17 protein-coding genes and 5 pseudogenes are annotated in these 19,171 nt (G+C 64.9%); 10 read left to right on the top strand and 12 right to left on the bottom strand.

Annotated features, from left to right (window positions below):
- Positions 1 to 2: 2 nt before the first annotated feature.
- From C7450_RS22685 to C7450_RS22660, 6 genes are all read right to left on the bottom strand, one after another.
- On the bottom strand, positions 3 to 2,048 hold the full coding sequence (locus C7450_RS22685; RefSeq protein ID WP_110376746.1) for a hydantoinase/oxoprolinase family protein: 2,046 nt from the start codon (positions 2,046 to 2,048) through the stop codon (positions 3 to 5).
- A 7-nt stretch (positions 2,049 to 2,055) separates the two neighbouring features.
- On the bottom strand, positions 2,056 to 2,550 hold the full coding sequence (locus tag C7450_RS22680; protein WP_110376745.1) for a GNAT family N-acetyltransferase: 495 nt from the start codon (positions 2,548 to 2,550) through the stop codon (positions 2,056 to 2,058).
- A 95-nt stretch (positions 2,551 to 2,645) separates the two neighbouring features.
- Positions 2,646 to 3,653, bottom strand: coding sequence for an ABC transporter ATP-binding protein (locus tag C7450_RS22675; RefSeq protein ID WP_210206509.1), 1,008 nt, complete (start codon positions 3,651 to 3,653; stop codon positions 2,646 to 2,648).
- Entirely contained in the window at positions 3,646 to 4,665 is a 1,020-nt protein-coding gene (locus C7450_RS22670) for an ABC transporter ATP-binding protein (protein WP_110376744.1), read from the bottom strand. The genes C7450_RS22675 and C7450_RS22670 overlap by 8 nt, the downstream gene beginning before the upstream one ends.
- Before the next feature lie 3 nt (positions 4,666 to 4,668).
- Entirely contained in the window at positions 4,669 to 5,523 is an 855-nt protein-coding gene (locus tag C7450_RS22665; protein WP_110376743.1) for an ABC transporter permease, read from the bottom strand.
- Positions 5,524 to 6,498 (bottom strand): ABC transporter permease, encoded by a 975-nt coding sequence (locus C7450_RS22660; protein WP_110376742.1) that lies wholly within the window; start codon positions 6,496 to 6,498, stop codon positions 5,524 to 5,526.
- Between the two features lie 370 nt (positions 6,499 to 6,868).
- Between C7450_RS22660 and C7450_RS22655 the strand changes: the two genes are divergently transcribed.
- The 3 genes from C7450_RS22655 (at position 6,869) to argE (ending at position 10,057) form a co-directional block, all read left to right on the top strand.
- Entirely contained in the window at positions 6,869 to 7,453 is a 585-nt protein-coding gene (locus C7450_RS22655) for a helix-turn-helix domain-containing protein (RefSeq protein ID WP_210206508.1), read from the top strand.
- A 41-nt stretch (positions 7,454 to 7,494) separates the two neighbouring features.
- Positions 7,495 to 8,823: an NAD(P)/FAD-dependent oxidoreductase gene (locus C7450_RS22650; protein WP_110376740.1), complete on the top strand. Its 1,329-nt coding sequence runs from the start codon at positions 7,495 to 7,497 to the stop codon at positions 8,821 to 8,823.
- A gap of 109 nt (positions 8,824 to 8,932) precedes the next feature.
- The gene (gene argE, locus C7450_RS22645; protein WP_110376932.1) at positions 8,933 to 10,057 is read left to right on the top strand and encodes an acetylornithine deacetylase; all 1,125 of its coding nucleotides are present in this window, start codon (positions 8,933 to 8,935) and stop codon (positions 10,055 to 10,057) included.
- Positions 10,058 to 10,531: 474 nt separating this feature from the next.
- Here the strand turns inward: argE and C7450_RS22640 are convergent.
- From C7450_RS22640 to ftrA, 3 pseudogenes are all read right to left on the bottom strand, one after another.
- Positions 10,532 to 11,287: pseudogene (locus C7450_RS22640) on the bottom strand (IS5 family transposase).
- 60 nt (positions 11,288 to 11,347) lie between these two features.
- Positions 11,348 to 11,654: pseudogene (locus C7450_RS22635) on the bottom strand (3-methyl-2-oxobutanoate hydroxymethyltransferase); the annotation flags it as partial.
- Positions 11,655 to 11,706: 52 nt separating this feature from the next.
- Positions 11,707 to 11,952 (bottom strand): annotated as a pseudogene (gene ftrA, locus C7450_RS35195) (transcriptional regulator FtrA); the annotation flags it as partial.
- Positions 11,953 to 12,084: 132 nt separating this feature from the next.
- Between ftrA and C7450_RS22625 the strand changes: the two are divergent.
- The 7 genes and pseudogenes from C7450_RS22625 (at position 12,085) to C7450_RS34080 (ending at position 15,478) form a co-directional block, all read left to right on the top strand.
- Positions 12,085 to 12,582, top strand: a complete 498-nt coding sequence (locus C7450_RS22625) for a cysteine hydrolase family protein (protein WP_110376737.1) — start codon at positions 12,085 to 12,087, stop codon at positions 12,580 to 12,582.
- 26 nt (positions 12,583 to 12,608) lie between these two features.
- Positions 12,609 to 12,782: pseudogene (locus tag C7450_RS22620) on the top strand (hydrolase); the annotation flags it as partial.
- Positions 12,783 to 12,867: 85 nt separating this feature from the next.
- A complete protein-coding gene (locus C7450_RS22615) occupies positions 12,868 to 13,998 on the top strand; it encodes an RHS repeat-associated core domain-containing protein (RefSeq protein ID WP_170147373.1) in 1,131 nt (376 codons plus the stop codon).
- A gap of 9 nt (positions 13,999 to 14,007) precedes the next feature.
- Positions 14,008 to 14,523: a hypothetical protein gene (locus tag C7450_RS22610; protein WP_146227464.1), complete on the top strand. Its 516-nt coding sequence runs from the start codon at positions 14,008 to 14,010 to the stop codon at positions 14,521 to 14,523.
- Between the two features lies 1 nt (position 14,524).
- On the top strand, positions 14,525 to 15,172 hold the full coding sequence (locus C7450_RS22605) for a DUF4214 domain-containing protein (protein ID WP_110376734.1): 648 nt from the start codon (positions 14,525 to 14,527) through the stop codon (positions 15,170 to 15,172).
- A pseudogene (locus C7450_RS22600) lies at positions 15,133 to 15,297 on the top strand (IS110 family transposase); the annotation flags it as partial. The gene C7450_RS22605 and the pseudogene C7450_RS22600, both read left to right, overlap by 40 nt.
- A gap of 28 nt (positions 15,298 to 15,325) precedes the next feature.
- Entirely contained in the window at positions 15,326 to 15,478 is a 153-nt protein-coding gene (locus C7450_RS34080; RefSeq protein WP_170147372.1) for a hypothetical protein, read from the top strand.
- Positions 15,479 to 15,660: 182 nt separating this feature from the next.
- Here the strand turns inward: C7450_RS34080 and C7450_RS22595 are convergent, their stop codons facing one another.
- The 3 genes from C7450_RS22595 to C7450_RS22585 are packed head-to-tail and all read right to left on the bottom strand — an operon-like array spanning position 15,661 to position 19,171.
- Positions 15,661 to 16,968: a TRAP transporter large permease gene (locus C7450_RS22595; protein ID WP_110376733.1), complete on the bottom strand. Its 1,308-nt coding sequence runs from the start codon at positions 16,966 to 16,968 to the stop codon at positions 15,661 to 15,663.
- Entirely contained in the window at positions 16,965 to 17,522 is a 558-nt protein-coding gene (locus C7450_RS22590) for a TRAP transporter small permease (protein WP_110376732.1), read from the bottom strand. The genes C7450_RS22595 and C7450_RS22590 overlap by 4 nt, the downstream gene beginning before the upstream one ends.
- A complete protein-coding gene (locus C7450_RS22585; protein ID WP_110376731.1) occupies positions 17,519 to 19,171 on the bottom strand; it encodes a hydantoinase B/oxoprolinase family protein in 1,653 nt (550 codons plus the stop codon). The genes C7450_RS22590 and C7450_RS22585 overlap by 4 nt, the downstream gene beginning before the upstream one ends.

The raw sequence follows: 19,171 nt of genomic DNA, 5'->3' as shown, positions 1-19,171 counted from the left end.
GCTCAGTTCGAGGCTGGGGTGATGACGAGGTTGCCGAAGCTGTCGACGTCGACACGCATACCCGGCGGCACGCAGGTGGTGGTGTCATCCTGCGCGATGATGGCGGGCCCCGGGATCGCCTGTCCAGCCAGGAAGTCCTCGCGGCGGTAGAGCGGCACCTTCATGTCACTGCCGTCGAGATGGCAGGACACCTCGCCCCGCGGCGCCGGGCTGCCCGTTCCGGCTGCGATTGGCAGCAGGCGCGGCTTGGCGGTCGGCGAGGCAATGACGAGGCGAAGATTGATCATCTGCACCGGCGCGCGCCGGTCGGCATGGCCGAAGACGCGCTCGTGCTGGGCATCGAAGGCCGCGCGGATCGCCGTGAGATCGCCTTGGCGGACCCACTCGCTCTCCAGCGGAACCTCGATCTCGAAGCTCTGCCCCTGATAGCGCATGTCGCCGGAGAAGCTGAGGCGATGCGGCAGGCCCGCGCCGTGCTCGCGGTCGAGCCAGGCTCTGGCCTCGCGGGAGAGGGTCTCGGCGGCATCGAGCAGTTCCACCGTCAGCTCCGGCGACAGGACCCGGTACAGCATGCGGATGAAGTCGTTCTTCAGATCGGCGACGAGGCCGCCGAGGGCGGAGAGGACGCCCGGAGTAGGCGGTACCACGACGCCCTTCATGTTCAGTTCCCGGGCGAGGAAGCAGGCCATCATCGGCCCGGCCCCGCCGAAGGCGAGGAAGTGGAACTCGCGCGGGTCGATGCCGAAGCGCGAGACCAGCCCGGACACGTCGGCGTACATCAAGGAGATCGCGATCTGGATGATGGTCTCAGCCGCGTCCTCGACCGAAACGCCGAGCTTGCCGGCGAGCTCCCCGATCGCCCGGCGCGAAGCCTCCACATCCACCTTGACCGCGTTGTAGCCGAGATCGCCATGGCCGATCATGCCGCAGACGACGAAGGCATCGGTCACCGTCGGGCGGGTGCCTCCGCGCTGGTAGCAGACCGGGCCGGGCAGGGACCCCGCGCTTTCAGGCCCGACGCGCAGCACGCCGAGATCGTCGATCCAGGCGATCGAGCCGCCGCCCTGACCGACCGACGTCACCGAGACGGACGGGATGAAGATCTGGAAGTCGCCGATGATCTCGCCGGTGCCGTATTCGGCCCGCCCGTTCCTGATCACCGCGACGTCGGCCGAGGTGCCGCCGATATCGAGGCTGAGCAGCTTGGGGAAGCCGCAGGTCTCGGCGATGAAACCGGCGCCGATCACGCCGGAGGCGGTGCCCGACAGGATCATCTGCACGCATTCCGCCTTGGCCTGGTCGACCGCCATCACCCCGCCATTCGATTTGGTGATGCGCGGCGGCACGCCGACGCCCATCTCGGTCAGCGCGGCCTCGAAGGATTCCAGGTAGTTGATCACCTTCGGCTGGACATAGGCGTTGATCGTCGCGGTGATCGTGCGCTCGTATTCGCGGATGATCGGCCAGATCTCGGCCGAGCAGGAGGTCAGCAGGTTCGGCGCGAGTTCGACCACGATCTCGCGCACGCGCGCCTCGTTCGTGCCGTTGCGGTAGCTGTGCAGCAGGGCGACGACGATGCCCTGCGCCCCGGCGGCCAGAGCGCCCTCGACGGCGGCAGCGACGCTCGCGCGGTCGACCTCCTGCAGGATCCTGCCGTCACGGTCCGTCCGTTCCGCGATCGGGAAGACCATGTCGCGCGAGATCAGCGGCGCCGGCCTGCGGCAGAACAGATCGTGGATATGCGGGATCTTGAGGCGCGCCAGCTCGAGCACGTCCTGGAAGTTCTCGGTCGTGAAAAGGGCAAGCTTGACGCCCTTGCGCTGGATCACCGCATTGATGCCGACCGTGGTGCCGTGCGTGAAGTAGCCGACCTCCTCGGGCGTGATGCCGTGGCGCTCCTTCAGCGCGGCAAGGCCGGTCCTGATCTCGCTGCCCGGCTGGTCGGGGCGCGAGAGCACCTTCAAGGTGCGGATCGAGTGATCGCGTTCGTCCAGAACGGCGAAATCGGTAAACGATCCGCCGATATCCACTCCGATGCGATAGGCCATCTGCGCGCTACTCTCTGTTCTCGATCGTGGTGTCGGCGGCCTCGCTCGCGCGGGGCATGGGCTTGACGACTTCCATCATCCGCTCGGGATGGGCGAGCGGCCTCCAGCCGGCGCGTTCGTAGACCGCGTGGGCATCGACGGTGGTGAGCATCCAGCGCGTGACGCCGGCGAGGTCGGGATGCGTCTGGATGGCCTGCGCCAGCCAAGAGCCGAGCCCCTGGCCGCGATGGGCGCCATCGATGAAGACATCCATCAGATAGGCCAGGCGCGTGCAGTCGGTCACGAGCCGCGCAAAGCCCACCTGCTCACCGGCACAGTAGAGGCCGAGCGACATGGCGCCTTCGATCGAGCGCGCGACGCAATCCCGGGGGACGCCGCGCGCCCAGTAGGATTCCTCCGCCAGGAATCGATGGACGCGGTCGAGGTCCAGCCGGCCACGGTCGGTGCTCAGCGTATAGGGGCCGCGATGCCATTCGACCGGGCGCGTTTCATTGGGCAGCATGATCGTCCGCCCTCACGCCGGTTCGGGCATGCGCCGGACGGCGCTCCGGAAGCGCGCGGCGTGCTGTGTTGGAATGGCGACCGGCATGGCAGGGCTCACATGTCGAGATGGCAGGCGGAGAGATGACCGGGCGATACTTCGCGCGCCTCCGGCCGCTCTGAACGGCAGCGGTCGGTGGCGAGCGGGCAACGCGGGTGGAAATGGCAGCCCCTGGGCGGGTCGATCGGCGAGGGGATCTCGCCCTCGACGGGCCGGAAGCTGAGCTTCTTGGCCTCGAGCCGCGGCGCGCTCGCGATCAGCGCGCGGGTGTAGGGATGGGCGGGGCGTGAGAACAGCTCGCTGGTTGCGGCGATTTCGACGATCCTGCCGAGGTACATGATCGCGACGCGATGGCTGAGCCGTTCGACGACCGGCAGGTCGTGGCTGATGAACAGATAGCTGCAGCCGGTCTGCTCCTGGATGTCGGCGAAGAGATTGAGGACCTGGGCCTGGATCGAGACGTCGAGCGCCGAGATCGGCTCGTCGCAGACGATCAGCTCCGGCTCCAGCGCCAAGGCCCGTGCGATGCCGACGCGTTGCGCCTGGCCGCCCGACATCTCGCTCGGCCGCCGCTCGGCGAAGTCCGGCGGCAGTCCGACCTGGCGCATCAGCTCGCCGACGCGGGCCGCGATGTCGTGATCGGCCTTATGCACGATCAGTGGTTCGGCGATGATGTCCCGAACGCGCTGACGCGGATTGAGTGAGCCCGACGGGTTCTGGAAGACGATCTGGGCGCCGAGGTCGACGGCGTGCGGACCCTCGTGCCGCGTTGCCTGCCGGGCGAAGCGGATCTGCCCCTCGCTCGGACGGTACAGGCCGACGATCAGCCGGCCGAGCGTGGACTTGCCCGATCCGGATTCGCCGACGAGGCCGAGGATTTCGCCGTGCCCGATCTCCAGCGAGACATCGTCGAGTGCCCGCACCCTGCGCCTGGGGCCAAGGCCCAGGAAGCCGCGGCGGCCGAGATCGAAGCTCATGCCGACCTTGTCGATCGTCAACAGGGCGGTTCGCTCGGGCCCCTTCTGCTCAGGCAAGATCTGTTCAGACCGAATCTGCTCAGCCATGGGCCGCCTCCGCGAGTTGCTGCGCGAACCGACCGGCGACGATGCAGGCGGCGCGATGACCCGGCGCGACCTCGTCGAAGGCGGGCCGCGCCTCGCAGGCCGGCTTGACGAAGCCGCAGCGCGGCGCGAAGCGGCAGCCCGGAATGCTGTGGGCATTGCCAATCGAGCCGGGGATCTGCGGCAGCTTTCGCATGTCGCGATTGCGATGCGGCACGGAGGCCAGCAGCCCGGCCGTATAGGGATGGGCCGGGCGCTCGATGACGTCCGCGATCGTTCCTTGTTCAACGATGCGGCCGGCATACATCACGGCGGCGCGGTCTGCGAGGCCGGCAACGATCGAGAGATCATGGGTAATCCAGATCACAGCCGTGCCGGTCTCGGCCACCAGCTTCTGGACCTCGTAGAGGATCTGCGCCTGGATGGTGACGTCGAGGCCGGTCGTCGGCTCGTCGGCGATGATCACCTCGGGTCGGTTCAGCAAGGCGATGGCGATCGAGACGCGCTGACGCATGCCCCCGGAGAGCTCGTGCGGATAGGATCGCATGCGCTCTTCGGGCGAGGGAATGCCGACGCGGGCGAGGACGTCGCGCGCTTCCATCCTGGCCTGGCGGCGCCCGATCGGGCGATGGGCCAGCGCGGCATCGACCATCTGTGCGCCGATCGTCAGCATCGGGTGCAGGGAGGACATCGGATCCTGGAAGACCATGGCGATGCGGTGGCCGCGGACCTGCCGTAGCCCCTCCTCGCCGATCTGGCGCAGGTCCACCCCGTTCAGCATGATGCGACCGCCGGTGATCGCGCCGGGCCGGTCGATGAGCCCCATGATGGAATAGCCCGTCACGGACTTGCCCGAGCCGCTTTCGCCGACGATCCCGAGGATCTCGCCGCGCCGCACCTGCAGGCTGACCGCATCGACGGCACGCAGGGTGCCGTGCGACGTCGCGAATTCGGTCGTCAGGTCCTCGACCGACAGCACGGCGTCTTCCGGTGAATGGGAGGTTTTCTGCTGCATCGCTCAGCCCCAGGGATTGTTCATCTGGCGCATGCGCTCGCCGATGAGGTTCACGCTGAGCAGCAACAGCAGCAGGACGAGGCCGGGATAGACGCTGAGCCAGTATTGCTGTGCGAGCATGTAGGAGTAGCCGTTCGAGATCAGCAGGCCGAGCGAGGGCTCGGTGATCGGCAGCCCGACGCCAAGGAAGGAGAGCGTCGCCTCCAGCGAGATCGCGCTGGCGATCTCGACCACGATCACCACCGCCAGCGGCGCCACCGAATTCGGCAGGAGATGGCGGAACATGATCCGGCTGCTGGAGAATTTCAGTGTACGGGCGGCATCGATGTATTCCTTCGTGCGCTCCACCATCGCGGCGCTGCGCAGGGTCCGGGCGAAATAGGCCCATTGCGACAGGGTGATGGCGATGATCACCTTGTCGAGGCCGGTGCCGAGCAGCGCGACCAGCACCAGCGCCGTCAGGATACTGGGGAAGGCCAGTTGCAGGTCGACGAGACGCATCAGGATCGCGTCGACCTTACCGCCGAAATAGGAGGCGAACAGGGCCGCGACGACACCGATGACGAGCGCGATGGAGGTGGCGACGAGCGCGACCGTCAGGCTGACGCGCAGCCCGTAGAGAACTGCCGAGAGCAGGTCTCTCCCCTGGTCGTCCGTGCCGAGCCAGTGGATATAGCCGTCGACGCTCGCAGTGCCGGGCGGCAGACGTGACGACAGGATATCGATGCTGGCGAGGTCATAGGGGTTCTGATTGGCGAGCTGCGGGGCGAAGATCGCCGCCAGAGCCAGGAGGACCAGGGCGACGAGACCGAGCGCCGCTGTCGGCAGTGCGAGAAATCGCTTCAAATAGGCGAGCATTCACTTGCCTCCCTGGAGCGAGATGCGCGGATCGAGCAGGGCGCAGATGACGTCGACGGTGAGGTTGATGACGATGAAGATCGTGACCGTGAACATGAGATAGGCGATGATGACCGGCCGGTCGGAGGACCGGATGCTGTCGATGATGAGGCGCCCGCTGCCGGGCCAGGCGAAGATCGTTTCGGTGACCACCGCGAAGGCGAGCAGCACCCCGAAGACGATGCCGATGACCGTGATGACCGGGACGACGATGTTCCGCAGCACATAGACGAACAGGATGCGTCGTACGGTCAGGCCCTTGGCGCGGGCGAAACGGATGAAGGTCGCGTGGAGCGTTTCCTGAACGCCCGAGGCGGTGAGGCGGATGAACAGGGCCATCGGGAAGGCGGAGAGGTTGAGCGCCGGCAGGAGGACATGCCGCAGGCCGTCCAGCGTCGCCAGACTCGTGGGGACGCCGAAAATGAACCCGATCTCGCCACGCCCGCCGGTCGGGAGGACGCGCGCCTGGATGGAGAAGACGATGATCAGCGCCAGCGCCGTCCAGAACGAGGGCAGGCTGAGCACCACCATCGAGATCGCGCTCGCGCCGCGGCCGACGAGCGATTGCGGCCTGTAGCCGGCATAGAGGCCGAGCGGCAGGCCGACGGCCGCCGCGATCGTCATGGCGACGAGCGTCAGTTCCAGCGTAGCCGGAAAACGTTCGAGGATCAGCCCGAGCGCCGGCTGGCTCGTCACATAGGACTGTCCGAGATCGCCCCGCAGAAGGTTGCCGACGAAACGGAAGTATTGCTCGTGAAGCGGAAGGTCGAGGCCGAGCTCTCGCGTTACGCGCTCAATGACGTCAGCCGGTGAGTTCGGATTTATCAGCGCCGTGATCGGGTTGCCAAGCGCATAGATCGCGACGAAGGCGACGATCGACATCAGCCAGATCAGAAATAGTCCCTGCAGGATACGCTTCAGGACATAACTGGCCATCGACGATGCTTCTCCGGGCGTTGGGCAGCGCGAGTTGCGCTTCGAGCGAGCGGCTCACATTGCCTCTCCGCCGCCGCTCGGTCGTATGGGTTGAATTTCATTATATTGATCGGTTGTCAAGGGAATGATCGTGAGCACTCTGCCCGGCCGATGGCGGCCTGGGCGCTGTGATCGGCAAAAAAACCACTTGAATCTTTATATGGAAGCAGATTATGCCCATATTCCCGTCAGGTCATCGTCTCCCGCTCCGGGAAAAGCGGTGGCCGATTGCGCTCTGGCCCGTCAGTGCCTTGGGTGATTAATTCAATAAGATGGAATTTTGAGCGCGATGCCTGAAAAGAAGGCGCAAGACATCAAGGTGGGCGAGGCCATGCTGCCCGTCGAAGGCGACACGCGGCAGATCGGCGAGCGGCTGCGCATCCTGCGTGCCGAGCGCGACTTGACCATCCTCGAGCTGGCGGCCAAGGCCGGCGTCTCCGCCGGCATCATCAGCCAGATCGAGCGTGGAAACTCCAATCCGTCGATGAAGACGCTGCAGCGCCTGCGCGCCGCGCTCGGGGTCAATCTCTGGGAATTCCTGGAGCGGTCGGGCGGGGCGGCGACGACGCAGGACGCGCCCTTCGTGCGCCGCGCCGCGCAGCGCCCGCGCATCGTGGTCGGCGAAACCCGGCTGGTGAAGGAACTGCTTTCGCCGCGCCACGACGAGAATCTGCGTTTCATGTTCGTGACGCTGCCGCCGGGCGGGATCAGCGAGGACGTGCTGATCGGCACCGGCCAGAAAGGCGGCTACGTCATGTCCGGCAGGGTCGAGCTGACGGTCGGGGAGCGCACCGCGCTGCTCGAGGAGGGCGACAGCTTCCAGTTCCGCAGCAACACGCCCCACCACATCGCCAATCGCTCGGACCAGGAAGCCAAGCTGCTCTGGATCATGAGCGTGCTGGACACGCATCTCTAGTACGCCTGCCGCATCCCTATCCACCGCAAGGAAATCCGCCGATGTCTCCTCCGGTCGCCCGCATCCGCAATGACGAAACGTTGCCTCGAGCGGCCGATGTCGTGGTGATCGGCGGCGGCATTGCCGGCGTCACCGCCGCCTATCAGCTCGCAAGGAAGGGGCATTCGGTCGCTCTGGTCGAAAAGGGCTATGTGGCGGGCGAGCAGTCGAGCCGGAACTGGGGCTGGTGCCGCCAGCAGAACCGCGACCTGCGCGAGCTGCCTCTGGCGCAGCGTTCGGTCGAGATGTGGGCAGGGCTCAACGAGGAACTCGGTGCCGAGACCGGCTTTCGGCGGACGGGCCTCACCTATTTGACCACGAAGCAGTCCGATCTCGATGCGTGGTCGCGCTGGTGCGACCGTGCGCAGGAGATGCAGATGCACAGCCGCATCCTCTCCGCCGCCGAGGCAAAGGCGATGTCGCCGGGCTCGACCGAAGACTGGATCGGGGGCGTGCATTCGCCAACCGATGGCAAGGCGGAGCCCGCACTTGCCGTACCGGCGATCGCGGAGGGCGCCCGCAAGCTGGGCGTCTCCATCCATCAGGATTGCGCGGCGCGCGGGCTCGAGACCTCCGCCGGCCGCGTCTCTGCGGTCGTCACTGAGAAGGGCACGATCCGGGCCGGGGCGGTTCTGGTGGCCGGCGGCGTCTGGACCTCGATGTTCTGCCGTCATCACGGCATCGACATGCCGCTCGCCGGCGTGCGCTCCACCTCCTTTTACACGGCGCCGGCACCGGAGATTACGCAGGGCGGCATCTCGACGCCGGACATCACCTTCCGGCGCCGGCTCGACGGCGGCTATACGATCGGTATCAGCGGGCGCGGCCTGCTGGAACTCACGCCGCAAGGGCTGATGTATGCCAGGCCGTTCTGGCGCACCTTCAAGAAGCGCCACAGGCTGCTGACGATCCGCGCCGGAAAGTCCTTCTTCGAGGGACCGGAGGCCTTCCTGCGCTGGAGCAATGACAGCGTCTCGCCCTTCGAGCGCATGCGCACCTATGATCCGCCCGCGCAGGAGAAGCTGATCGGCTTCGCGCTGAAGCGGATCGCCGAGATCTATCCCCAGCTCGCGGGCGTGAAGATCGTACAGAAATATGGTGGGCTCATCGATTTCACCGCCGATTGGGTGCCCGTGATCTCGGCGATCGACAAGTTGCCCGGCCTCTACGTCTCGGCGGGCTTCAGCGGCCACGGCTTCGGCAGCGGCCCGGCCGCGGGACGGCTGGCGGCCGATCTGATCGCCGGGGATGCTCCGATCGTCGATCCTCATCCCTACCGCTACAGCCGGCTTGTCGACGGGACGGATCTGGGCGAGCCGGGACTGATGTGAACCATCTGCGCGCCTGCGGGCGGCGACGGTGCGAGAGCCGTTGCCCCATCGGAGATGCATGTAAAGCGGAGATGGATGGCAAGCGAAGATGAATGGGATGACATCCGGGATGAACGCAGAGGAAATCCTGGCTTGCCTCGTGGCCTTTCCATCCGTGGTCGGCCAACCCAATGGCGCCATCGTGGACTGGATCAGGACCTATGCCGAGGGCTGCGGCGCCTCCGTGACAGTGCTGCCGGGACCGGAGGGAGACCGCGCCAATCTCTTCGCCACGATCGGACCGGCCGAGGTACCGGGCCTCATTCTCTCGGGCCATATGGACGTGGTGCCGGCCGGCGAGCCCTGTTGGAGCTCCGATCCCTTTGTTCTGCGGCGCGAGGGCAAGCGGCTCCGTGGCCGAGGCGCGAGCGATATGAAGGGCTTCCTTGCCTGCGCGCTGGCGGCCCTGCCGGCATTGGCGGCCAAGCCCCTCGCGCGCCCCGTTCATTTCGCCTTCTCCTATGACGAGGAAGCGGGTTGCCAGGGGGTGCCGCACCTCATCGCCGCCTTGCCCGGCCTCTGCGCGCGCCCCGAGGGCTGTATCGTCGGCGAGCCGAGCGGCCTGGTCGCCGTCCGCGGCCACAAGGGCAAGGCCGCCGCGCGCATCGCGGTGCGCGGCCGGGCAGGGCACTCGTCGCGGCCGGACCTTGGCCTCAATGCGATCCATGCCGCCTCCGCCGTGCTCGCCGCTGCGGTGCAGCGCGCCGAGGCCCTGGCGCGCGGGCCTTTCGATACGCGCTTCGAGCCGCCCTATTCCTCGCTTCAGGTCGGCCGGATTGGCGGCGGCGAGGCGCTGAACATCATACCGGAGAGCTGTGTGCTCGAGGTCGAGGCCCGGGCGATCGCGGGCGTCGACCCCGAATCCCTGCTCCTTCCGCTGCGCGAGGCGCCCGCCGCCCTGGTAGCGCTCGGCTTCCGGACCGACTGGACACCCTTGAGCGCCTATCCGGCGCTCGCCTTGTCAGCCGAGGCACCACTGGCTTGTCTCATGCGGGAACTCACCGGGCACGAGCCGGTCGCCGCAGTGAGCTACGGGACGGAGGCGGGCCTTTACCAGGCCGCCGGCATCGACGCGATCATCTGCGGCCCCGGCGACATCGCCCGCGCTCACAAGGCGGATGAGTATATCGAAACGGACGAGCTCGCGGCCTGTCTCAGGCTGATCGAGGCCCTCGGCGAGCGCATGGCCGCCTGAGCCGACCGCAGCGGCGCGATCCGCGACGGCCTGGCATGGCGCTTTGGAGCATGATCCGACCGGAATGAAACGAGGATCGATAAGATTATGCTTGAAATAAAAGAGGTTAGAGCGCCGATCTGATGCAATCGGATCGAAATGCGCTTTAGGTCCGTCCGCACCGCAGCAGCTGTCGGCACGCCTGCGCATCGCAGCGTTCATCCCACCCCATCACAGGTGTGGTTGCGGAATGTGTGCGCATTATTTCGTAGATTGGCCCCGTCGTCCCGCCACGAGAGATTGCCTATCCGGAGCGCATGCCAAGCCGATCGACTGTCTCAGCAGGCGGCTTCGGCTGTTCGATGTATAGTGGCAGGCCATTGGTCGTATATTGAGCTGCGCCGATAATAATTACTTTTCGCGTAAGTAGTCTTATGGAACTTAAGAACAAAGGCGTTGGCCGCGGCGGCACCCAGGTCGGCGTAGGGTCGAGACTCAACGCAGCCAATAGGCGACGAGAGCGGCGAGGCAAAGCGAAGCCAGATAGTTCCTGGCGAGCTTGTCGTAGCGTGTTGCGATGCGCCTGAAGTCCTTGAGCCGACAGAACATACGTTCGATGGCATTGCGGTCGCGATAACGTTTGCGGCCGAAGGGATGGAAGAATCTGCGGTCGTCCTTGTTCGGGATGACCGGTCGCATGCCCCTCCCGACGAGGTCTTCGCGGACCGCATCGCTGTCATAGGCCTTATCGGCCGGAAGCTCGTTCGCCGGTGGAGCGGCGTCGAGCGTGATGGGTAACATCCTGATTTCTGCGGCCTGTCCGGGCGTCAGTGCGAGGACGAGAGGCCTGCCTCTATCGTCGCTTAGGGCATGGATCTTAGTCGTTCAACCACCGCGGGAGCGACCAATCGCCTGACATTGCTCCCCCTTTTCAGCGCCCGCCGCCGAGCGATGCGCCTTGATGTGGGTGCTGTCGGCGAGAAGCTGCCGGTGCGTGCGCCCGTCTCCGGTCAGAGCTGCGTAGATGCTCTGCCAGATGCCTTTCCGGGACCAGCGATTGAAGCGGTTATAAACCGTCGTGTAGGGCCCGTATTCAGCCGGGCAGTCGCACCAGCGGCTGCCGCATCGAAGCACATGCACGATCCCGCTCAGAATGCGCCGGTCGTCGACCCGCGGTGGGCTGCCATAATGCGGCAACAGCGGCTCAATCCTCGACCACTGCTCGTCATTCAACCAGAACAACCGGCTCATCGGACTTACCTATCCAATGAGCCGTTTGAATCACAATCAATCCGTTGAGTTTAGACCCTAGCGCTTGACGAATTTGGGCGTGAACTCGCCGTAGAGGCCGAGAATGTCCTCGCTCACCAGGATCTGCCCCTGGGCTGCCGGCGAGGCGCCGGTACCGATCACCGGCGTGCCGAGATCGGTGGCAATGGCGCGCGCCAGCGGCTCGACGGTGCCTTCCAGAACCACCGCGAAGGCCCCCGCCGCCACGATCGCCTCGACGTCCCGGCGGATGGCCTCGGCCATCGCTTCATCGCGCCCCGACATGCCCGAGCACCGAAATGCCGCGCGCGACGAGGAAGGCTACCGTCTCGGCCATCTCGACGCCGCCCATCGAGCAAACCGGCCTCCGCAAGGCCGAAGGCGCCGAGGCAAAGACCGACGACGATCGCCCCGCGCCGCTGCGCAGCCCGGAGCTCGGTCACGATGCATGCGGAGACCGGTTCGTCCACGTTCCGCCATCCGGGAAGAATGAGGATATCGGCCTCGCGTGCAGCCTCGAGCGGATGGGATGCTTCGATCGTCAAGCCGCCGCTGGCCGCGAACCGAGGGAAGCTTGAGCACACGTAGATCTGGTGCTCGCCCGCGATGAAGGGTTCTCCGAACACCGCGAGCGGCGTGGAGAGCATGAACGGGCTGATTCCTTCATAGGCGAGAACGGCAAGGCGCGTTGGCCCGATCTATACGAACAACGTCCATCGGGCCACTGACAACAGGGTGTTCCAGCCCGTAGAGGTGGGGACAACCCAAGGAGCTTCCCGATGACACGCACCTTTCTCGTGATCGACATCCAGAACGATTATTTCCCCGGCGGCGCGTTGCCGCTCTGGCAGGCCGAGGAGACCGAAGCGCGGATCATGGCCGTCATCGGCTGGGCGCGCGCCAGCGGCGACAAGATCGTCCTCGTGCGCCATGTGTCCAAGGCGGCGACCGGCCTGTTTGCCGCCAACAGTCCCGGCGTTGCCATTCGCCCGGCCATCCTCGACGCGGCCGGGGACGCTCCGATCGTGACCAAGGCCTATGCGGACGCGTTTCAGGATACCGATCTGGCCGACCATCTCGCCGGGACCCGCGACCTGCTGGTCTTTGGAATGATGACGCAGAACTGCGTCGTCTTCACAGCCCTGTCAGGCATGGCCAATGGATTTCATGTGCAGGTCATCGGTGACCTTTGCACCGCGCCCATCGAGGTCGTCCATCGGATCGCGCTGAATGCCCTGGGCTCGAAGCTTCGTGTATCGAACGCTGAAGAGGTCTGAAACTGACAGCCGCTTCTCGAGCGCTGGCCTCAGGCGGCACGACTGCCGACGCGCACAATTACGCCATGGACCGCATGATCCAGGTCGGCGTCGTCACCGTGACCTGGCAGCAGGTGCTGCCGGAGTGGCAGCGCGACTGGGCTCGCCGCGACACCTATGACGGCGTCATCTCCGTGGTGAAGGAGCATTCGGGCGACTACTTCTCCGTTCCGGAGAGCGACATCGTCCATCTGCGCGCGGTCCTTACCGTGCTCGGCGGCAAGGTCGTGCATGGCGAGGGTGACCATGGTCACCGGCATTACCACCGCGATGACCTACGGGCCGGATGGCTCACGCCTGAAGAAGGTCGCCAATACCGGGCCCAACCGCACGCCGCAGACGACGCTCTATCTCGGGCCGGAGATCGAGCGGGGACCGGACGGCGTCTGGCAGAAGTACCCCTATCCCGACGTCAACAAGCGCGGCACCGCCGCGACCTTCCTGCACCGCGACCACCTCGCCACGGTGCGCTCGGTCACCGACGCCGCCGGCGCCGAGGTTCTCCACCGCTACTACCGGCCCTATGGCCAGATCCCGATCACCACCTCGACCTTCAAGGAGGCCAAGGCCTTCATCGGCGAGCGCCAGGACACCGAGACCGGGCTCCTCTATCTCAACGCCCGCTTCTACGATCCGGCGCTGGGGCACTTCATCTCGCCGGATTGGTATCTCCCCACCGATCCCGGCGTCGGCACCAACCGCTACGCCTATGCCTTCAACGATCCGATCAATAAGTCTGATCCGAATGGGCATGTCGATGACGCGGGGGTTTATGAGTTCAACAACGACCCCGCGAACCAGCCTGGCGGCGGTGAGAACTACGCGGGTGAAGATGCCGCGGGTCCGGATGATCTGACGACACAGGGGTTGCCTCTCATCGGACCGGCCATCGTGCTGGGTTATCGAGGCTGCGTTGCTAGTGCAGGCTGCAGTGCATTCATGCTTGGGGTGGGCACATGGGCGCTTCAAGGTATTCTGAACAACAAGCCATCGGACCCCAATGCGAGCGCACCCACCAATCAGCCAACGACAAGCGGAACCAGCAGTGCGGCTCCAGGGGCTCCGGATCCTGAGGAGCCTGAACAACCAGAAAAGAGAGCTGAAACCAAAGTAAATTCCGGTCACTCCCGAGCACCTGAGACATCTGATCCCAATTCTATCTATGAACAAATTGATCAACAGACTGGACAGGTCAATAGCAGGACATTTTATGATGGTAATGGTCGATCATTCGCTAGACAGGACTTCACACACGAGCACGCCGGCATGAAACCTCACGAGCACCAACGAACCTTTGACGCAAGCGGGCGGCCAATCACGGAGGAGAAAACGGGTTACCCTAGTCCTGGATATAATAGGTCACCAACCAAGCCTTAGGATGTCGAAATGAGCTCTTTCGTCTTTGGTGTCATACGCTCCAATTTATTTGCGACGTCCAATGAGGTGTGGCGCGAACTTTGTAAGCGATTAATTGAAATTGGAATGGATAATAACACATTCTTCCAGTTCGGCTGGGGTATATCGCAGCCGGATGTTCGGAGAATGATTGAAGAAGAAGCTGGAAGCATCGATATGACGCATATGATGCCGTTTCTTCTCCTGGCCAACCCCTTTGACGACACGTCAGACACGTTGTTCCAGGGAACTCCTTTGATCGAAGCGATTGATGATTCATCAAAATTTCGTCCGGTGATAGCGCGGATTTGTAACTCGCTGGGCAGGGCGTCGTCGATGACGGGTGGGGAACTATTGCTCTTCCTATCTTATGGATACTCAATAAGGAGTGATTTCTCCCGTAGAGAAAGCGATCTTGGATCCTTAGGCAATAGCCTATTCACCTTGCTTGATGGTAAGTACACTTTACCAAGTGCGATATTTGTTGTGAAATTTGGGGATATATGACATGCCCGCCCAACAATTCACCGCACAGATGTACAATGCCTTCCTTGGGCGGGCGCCGGAGCCCAACGGCTATGCCTGGTGGGTCTCGCTTTATCCCGGCATGACCGAGACCGCCTTCATCAATGCCTGGGCGGCGACGGCGGAAGCCAAGGCCCTCAATCCCTGGCTCGACAGCCCGACGCTGACCAATGCCCATATCTTCATCGCCTCGCTCTACGTCCACCTCTATGACCGCATCCCCGATGCGGCCGGCCAGACTTATTGGGCCAATGAGCTGCAGGCCAACGGCATTGCGCCGGTCCTGCTGACGCTGCTGGGTGTCGGGGGCACGGACGGCACTGTCCTCGCCAACCGCACCGAGGTCGGCGTCTATTTCGCCGAGAAGTTTCTGGCCGCCGGTGCTGCGCCTGCCTTCGCCTGGCAGCAGTCGATCCTGAACAGCGTCGATCTGGGCCTTGGCCGCGCCAAGACCTACAATATCACTGGCCTGCCGAGTTCCATGATCTATGACCTCGCGAGCGAAATGCTGGCGGCCTCCAACCCGACCGGCACTATCGTCGGCTTCGTCCACAACGGCGCCAAGCTCGGCCTCGTGCCGCTCTATCTCACCGCGACCGGCACAACGCCGATCTCAGACGCAAGGCGCTGACCGCAATCACCGCCAAGATGGCCCGCGTCGTGCACGCCGTCATCAAAAGCGGTGACGATTACCGGCCCTTTGTCGAGGGGCCGGTGCCAGGTGGGAGAACCCCTCTCAGCAGTGCCGTGAGGGCGCAGCCTGCGCAACGCGACGCTGATCAACATGGTCGATGGTTGCGCCATATCCGTGCCCATCCGTGACGGTGGCACCGACGCACCCGTCGGCCTGGTGATTGCAGGGCCCGCGGGCGCCGATCGCCGGATCCTGGCGATTGCCGCCGCGGCGGAGGCCGTGGTGTCCTCGGTGCCTGCCTGATCAGCGGCTGTTGCGGACATCGCGCCCGGCCCTGAAGTATCCGGTGTTTGTAAGGAAACCTGAAACAGACCGGCATGCCCTAGAGCAAATCCGGCTTAGATGGAATCGTTTGATGCCATCTAAGCCGGTGAATTTGCTCGTCATTTTTTGAGCGGAGCAAGTCCGCAAAAGACGGACTTGCCCTAGCGTCCCCGCATCTGGTCGGGCAGCCACAGGGCGAGCTCGGGCAGCATGTAGAGCAGGAAGCACAGGGCGCTCAGCATGATGGCGTAGGGCAGCGTCGCCTTCATGATGAGCCCGAGCTTGGCGTCGCGCGCGACCGACTGGACCGCGATGAGGTTGAGGCCGATGGGTGGCGAAAGCTGCGCCAATTCCGCCTGGATGACGAGGAAGACGCCGAACCAGATGTCGTCGAATCCCATGGCCTTCAGCGTCGGATAGAGCACCGGCACCGTGAGCAGCATCATCGAGACGCCTTCGAGCATGGCGCCCAGGACGAGGTAGAGCACGAACAGGAAGGTGAAGAAGACGAAGGGCGAAAGGCCCATATCGACGAGCGCCCTGGAGACGCCCATGCCGATGCCAGCATGCGTGACGGCGAAGCCGAGGATCTGCCCGTTGATGATGATGAGCGACAGCACGCAGGTGATCGAGATGCTGTTCACGCAGGCGCTGCGGAGCGCGGGGAGACTGAGGCGGCGATACATGCCGGCGATCACGAAGGCGAGCAGGCAACCGAAACCGGCCGCCTCGGTCGGCGTCATGATCCCCCCGTACATCCCGCCGATGATCGCGAGGATCAGCACGGAGATGGGGGCGCAATCGAAGAGCGCACGACCTATGTCGCGCAGGGTGGCGGGTGCGCCGGGCGGTGGCACCCAGCCCGGGTTTGCCCGCGCCTTGATCGCGACATAGATCATGAACATTACCACGGCGATGAGACCGGGCACGATGGTCGCCACGAACAGCTCGACCGCCGATGCCTGCACGACCGAGGCATAGATCAGGAGGAAGATGCTCGGCGGGATAAGGTTTCCCAGGGCGCCACCGCCCGTCAGCGTGCCGAAGGTGAGGTGGTCGTTGTAGCCGCGTTTGCGCATCTGTGGGATGGCGACGGTGCCGATCGTCAGCGTAGTGGCCGTCGACGATCCGCTGATCGCCGAAAACAGCGCGCTTCCCAGGATGTTGGACTGCGCCAGGCCGCCGGGCACGCGGCCCATCAAGACGCTGAGGCCGGAATAGAACCGTTCCGCCGCGCCGCTTTTCAGCAGCACCTCGCCCATCAGGACAAACAACGGCACGGCGACCAGCGTGAAGGAGTTGGTCGAATTCCACACCACGTCGCCGAGGCTCGGCCACAGCGTCGTGCCATGGAGGAGCGTGAGCCCGATAATGCCCGTCAGGCCCATGGCGAGCGCCATCGGCACGCCGATGCAGATCATAACTGTGAGAAAGGCGACGTAGATGAGGAGGCTTAAGTCCCAGCTCATAGCACGTCCCCCTCGCCCCAGGTCGCGGTGTCGTCCTCCTGCCGGCGCGGCGGCAGGCCCGACAGACGCCGGAGGATGTCCTCGAGATAGGCGAGCACCAGCATCAGGAAGCCGATCGGCATGATCGCCTGCGGCAGGTAGAGCGGGGTCTGCGAGGGTTGGATCGATTTCGTGCCGAACTGCCAGGAGAGGTCGAAGGTCTGCCAGCACGACCACAGCAGGATCAGGCTGGTGACGAGGCCGAGGACGCCGGCGACCACGCCCATCGCGGTGCGAAGACGCGGCAGCCTGTCGATGATGAGCGTCATGGTGAGGTAGCTGTCGGAGCGCAGCAGGTGCACCGCACCGAGCAGCACGAGCCAACTATAGGCATAGCCGCCATATTCATCGGCGATCAGCGTGGAGAAGCCGAGGAAGTAACGCCCTGCGACCTCGATATTGGTCAGCACCAGCAGGGCCAGCAGCACGACGATCGCCAGGGCGATGGCCATGCGCTCAAGCGGCTGGAGCACCGCGCTGAGGGCGAGCGCGAGTTTTCGCGGGGCGTCGTTCACCGGGCGCCCTCCCCGAGTGCGGCGGGGTTGAGGCCATAGTCGCGCAACGCGCCTTCCCGGGTCACTCTGCCCTCCGCGATGTCGTGCAGCAAGGCGCGCGGCGCCCGCTCGGCCGGATCGCCATAGCCGCCGCCACCCGCCTCGTGGGTGACGAGGGTCTGGCCGGGCTCCAGCAGATAGCGGCCCTTCGGATGGACGGCGGTGCCGTCGATCTCGATGCGCCGGGCGCGCCCGGGCTTGCCTCCAAGTACGCCCTCCGGCGGGAATTCGGTGCGGCCCGCGAGGCAGGAGATGGTCAAGGCCTCGCCGCCGTCGTTGACAAGTTCAATGCGTTGGCCGAGACCGCCGCGGAAGCGGCCCGCGCCGCCGCTGTCGGGGGCGAGCGCCTTGGAGACGACCAGCGTGCCCGAGATCTCCTCCCACACCTCGACCGGCGTCCCGGTCATGTTCGACGGGCTCGGCGTGGTATCGGCACCGTCGATCCCCGCCAGGGCGCCGAACCCGCCGGAGGCGAAGAAAATGCTCGACACGCCCTCCCCTTCGCGGTTTTTCCCTTGAACATTGATGACGTTCAGCATGCCGCTGTCGGCCTGGACCTGATCCGGCAGTGCCGCGGCGAGCGCGCCGAACAGCAGCGGCTGCACGAAATGCCCGATGACGTGCCGTCCGCCGGTCGGGCTCGGCGGGAGGGCGTTGAGCAGGCAGCCGGCAGGGGCGGAGACGTGAATGGCGAGGGTCGATCCGGCATTGTTGGGGATGCGCGGCGTCGTCAGGCACTTGATCGCATGGAAGGTCATCGCCCTGGTGTAGCAAAGCGGAACGTTGATTGCCGCTTTGATCGCGGGTGATGTCCCGGAAAAGTCGGCGAAAACCTCGTCGCCCCTGATCGTCACCTCGGCTGCGAGCCGCAGAGGTTCTTCGGTTCCCTCGACCATGATCGCGTGCTGCCAGGTGCCGTCGGGCAGGCGGGCGATCTGGGTGCGCAGGCTGCGGTCGGAAAAGTCGATGATGGCGTCGGACAGGGGCTGGATGTCCTCGATCCCGTATTCGTCCATCAGCTCGTTGATGCGCCGGCCGCCGACCGTGGTGCTGGCGACATTGGCCATGATGTCGCCGAGCGTCTGCTCCGGTACCCTGACATTGCATGCGATGATGGCGCGCAGCACCGGATCGACGACGCCGTCGCGCACGAAGAGAACGGGCGGCAGCCGCAGCCCTTCCTCGTAGATCTCACGGCCGACGGCGGAATAGCCGACGCCGCCGATATCGGGCAGATGCGAGATGCTCATGACGTAGCCGATCAGCCGTGTTTGGCGGAATATCGGCTGCATGACGTTGATGTCGAACATATGCCCCGTGCCGATCCACGGGTCATTGGTCATGATCACGTCCCCCGGCCGCAAGATCTCGGGCGGGAAGACTTGCAACAGATGCGCCAGCGTCGCCTGCGCGGTGCCGGTGAAGGACGGCACGCTGTAGGTGCCCTGCGTCAGCGCGCGGCCCTTGGCATCGAAGATGACGCAGGACAGATCGTAGCTTTCGCGCACGTTGGTGGAAAAGGACGAGCGCACGAGGGCCGTCACCACCTCGTCGGCGATGGAGACCAGCCTGTCCCAGAAGATGCCGAGGGTGATCGGGTCATAGGTCAT

The sequence above is a fragment of the Chelatococcus asaccharovorans genome, assembly GCF_003201475.1.
Classification (GTDB): domain Bacteria; phylum Pseudomonadota; class Alphaproteobacteria; order Rhizobiales; family Beijerinckiaceae; genus Chelatococcus; species Chelatococcus asaccharovorans.
The sequence above is the reverse complement of the archived record's forward strand: the minus strand, read 5'-3'. Positions and strand labels throughout refer to the sequence as shown.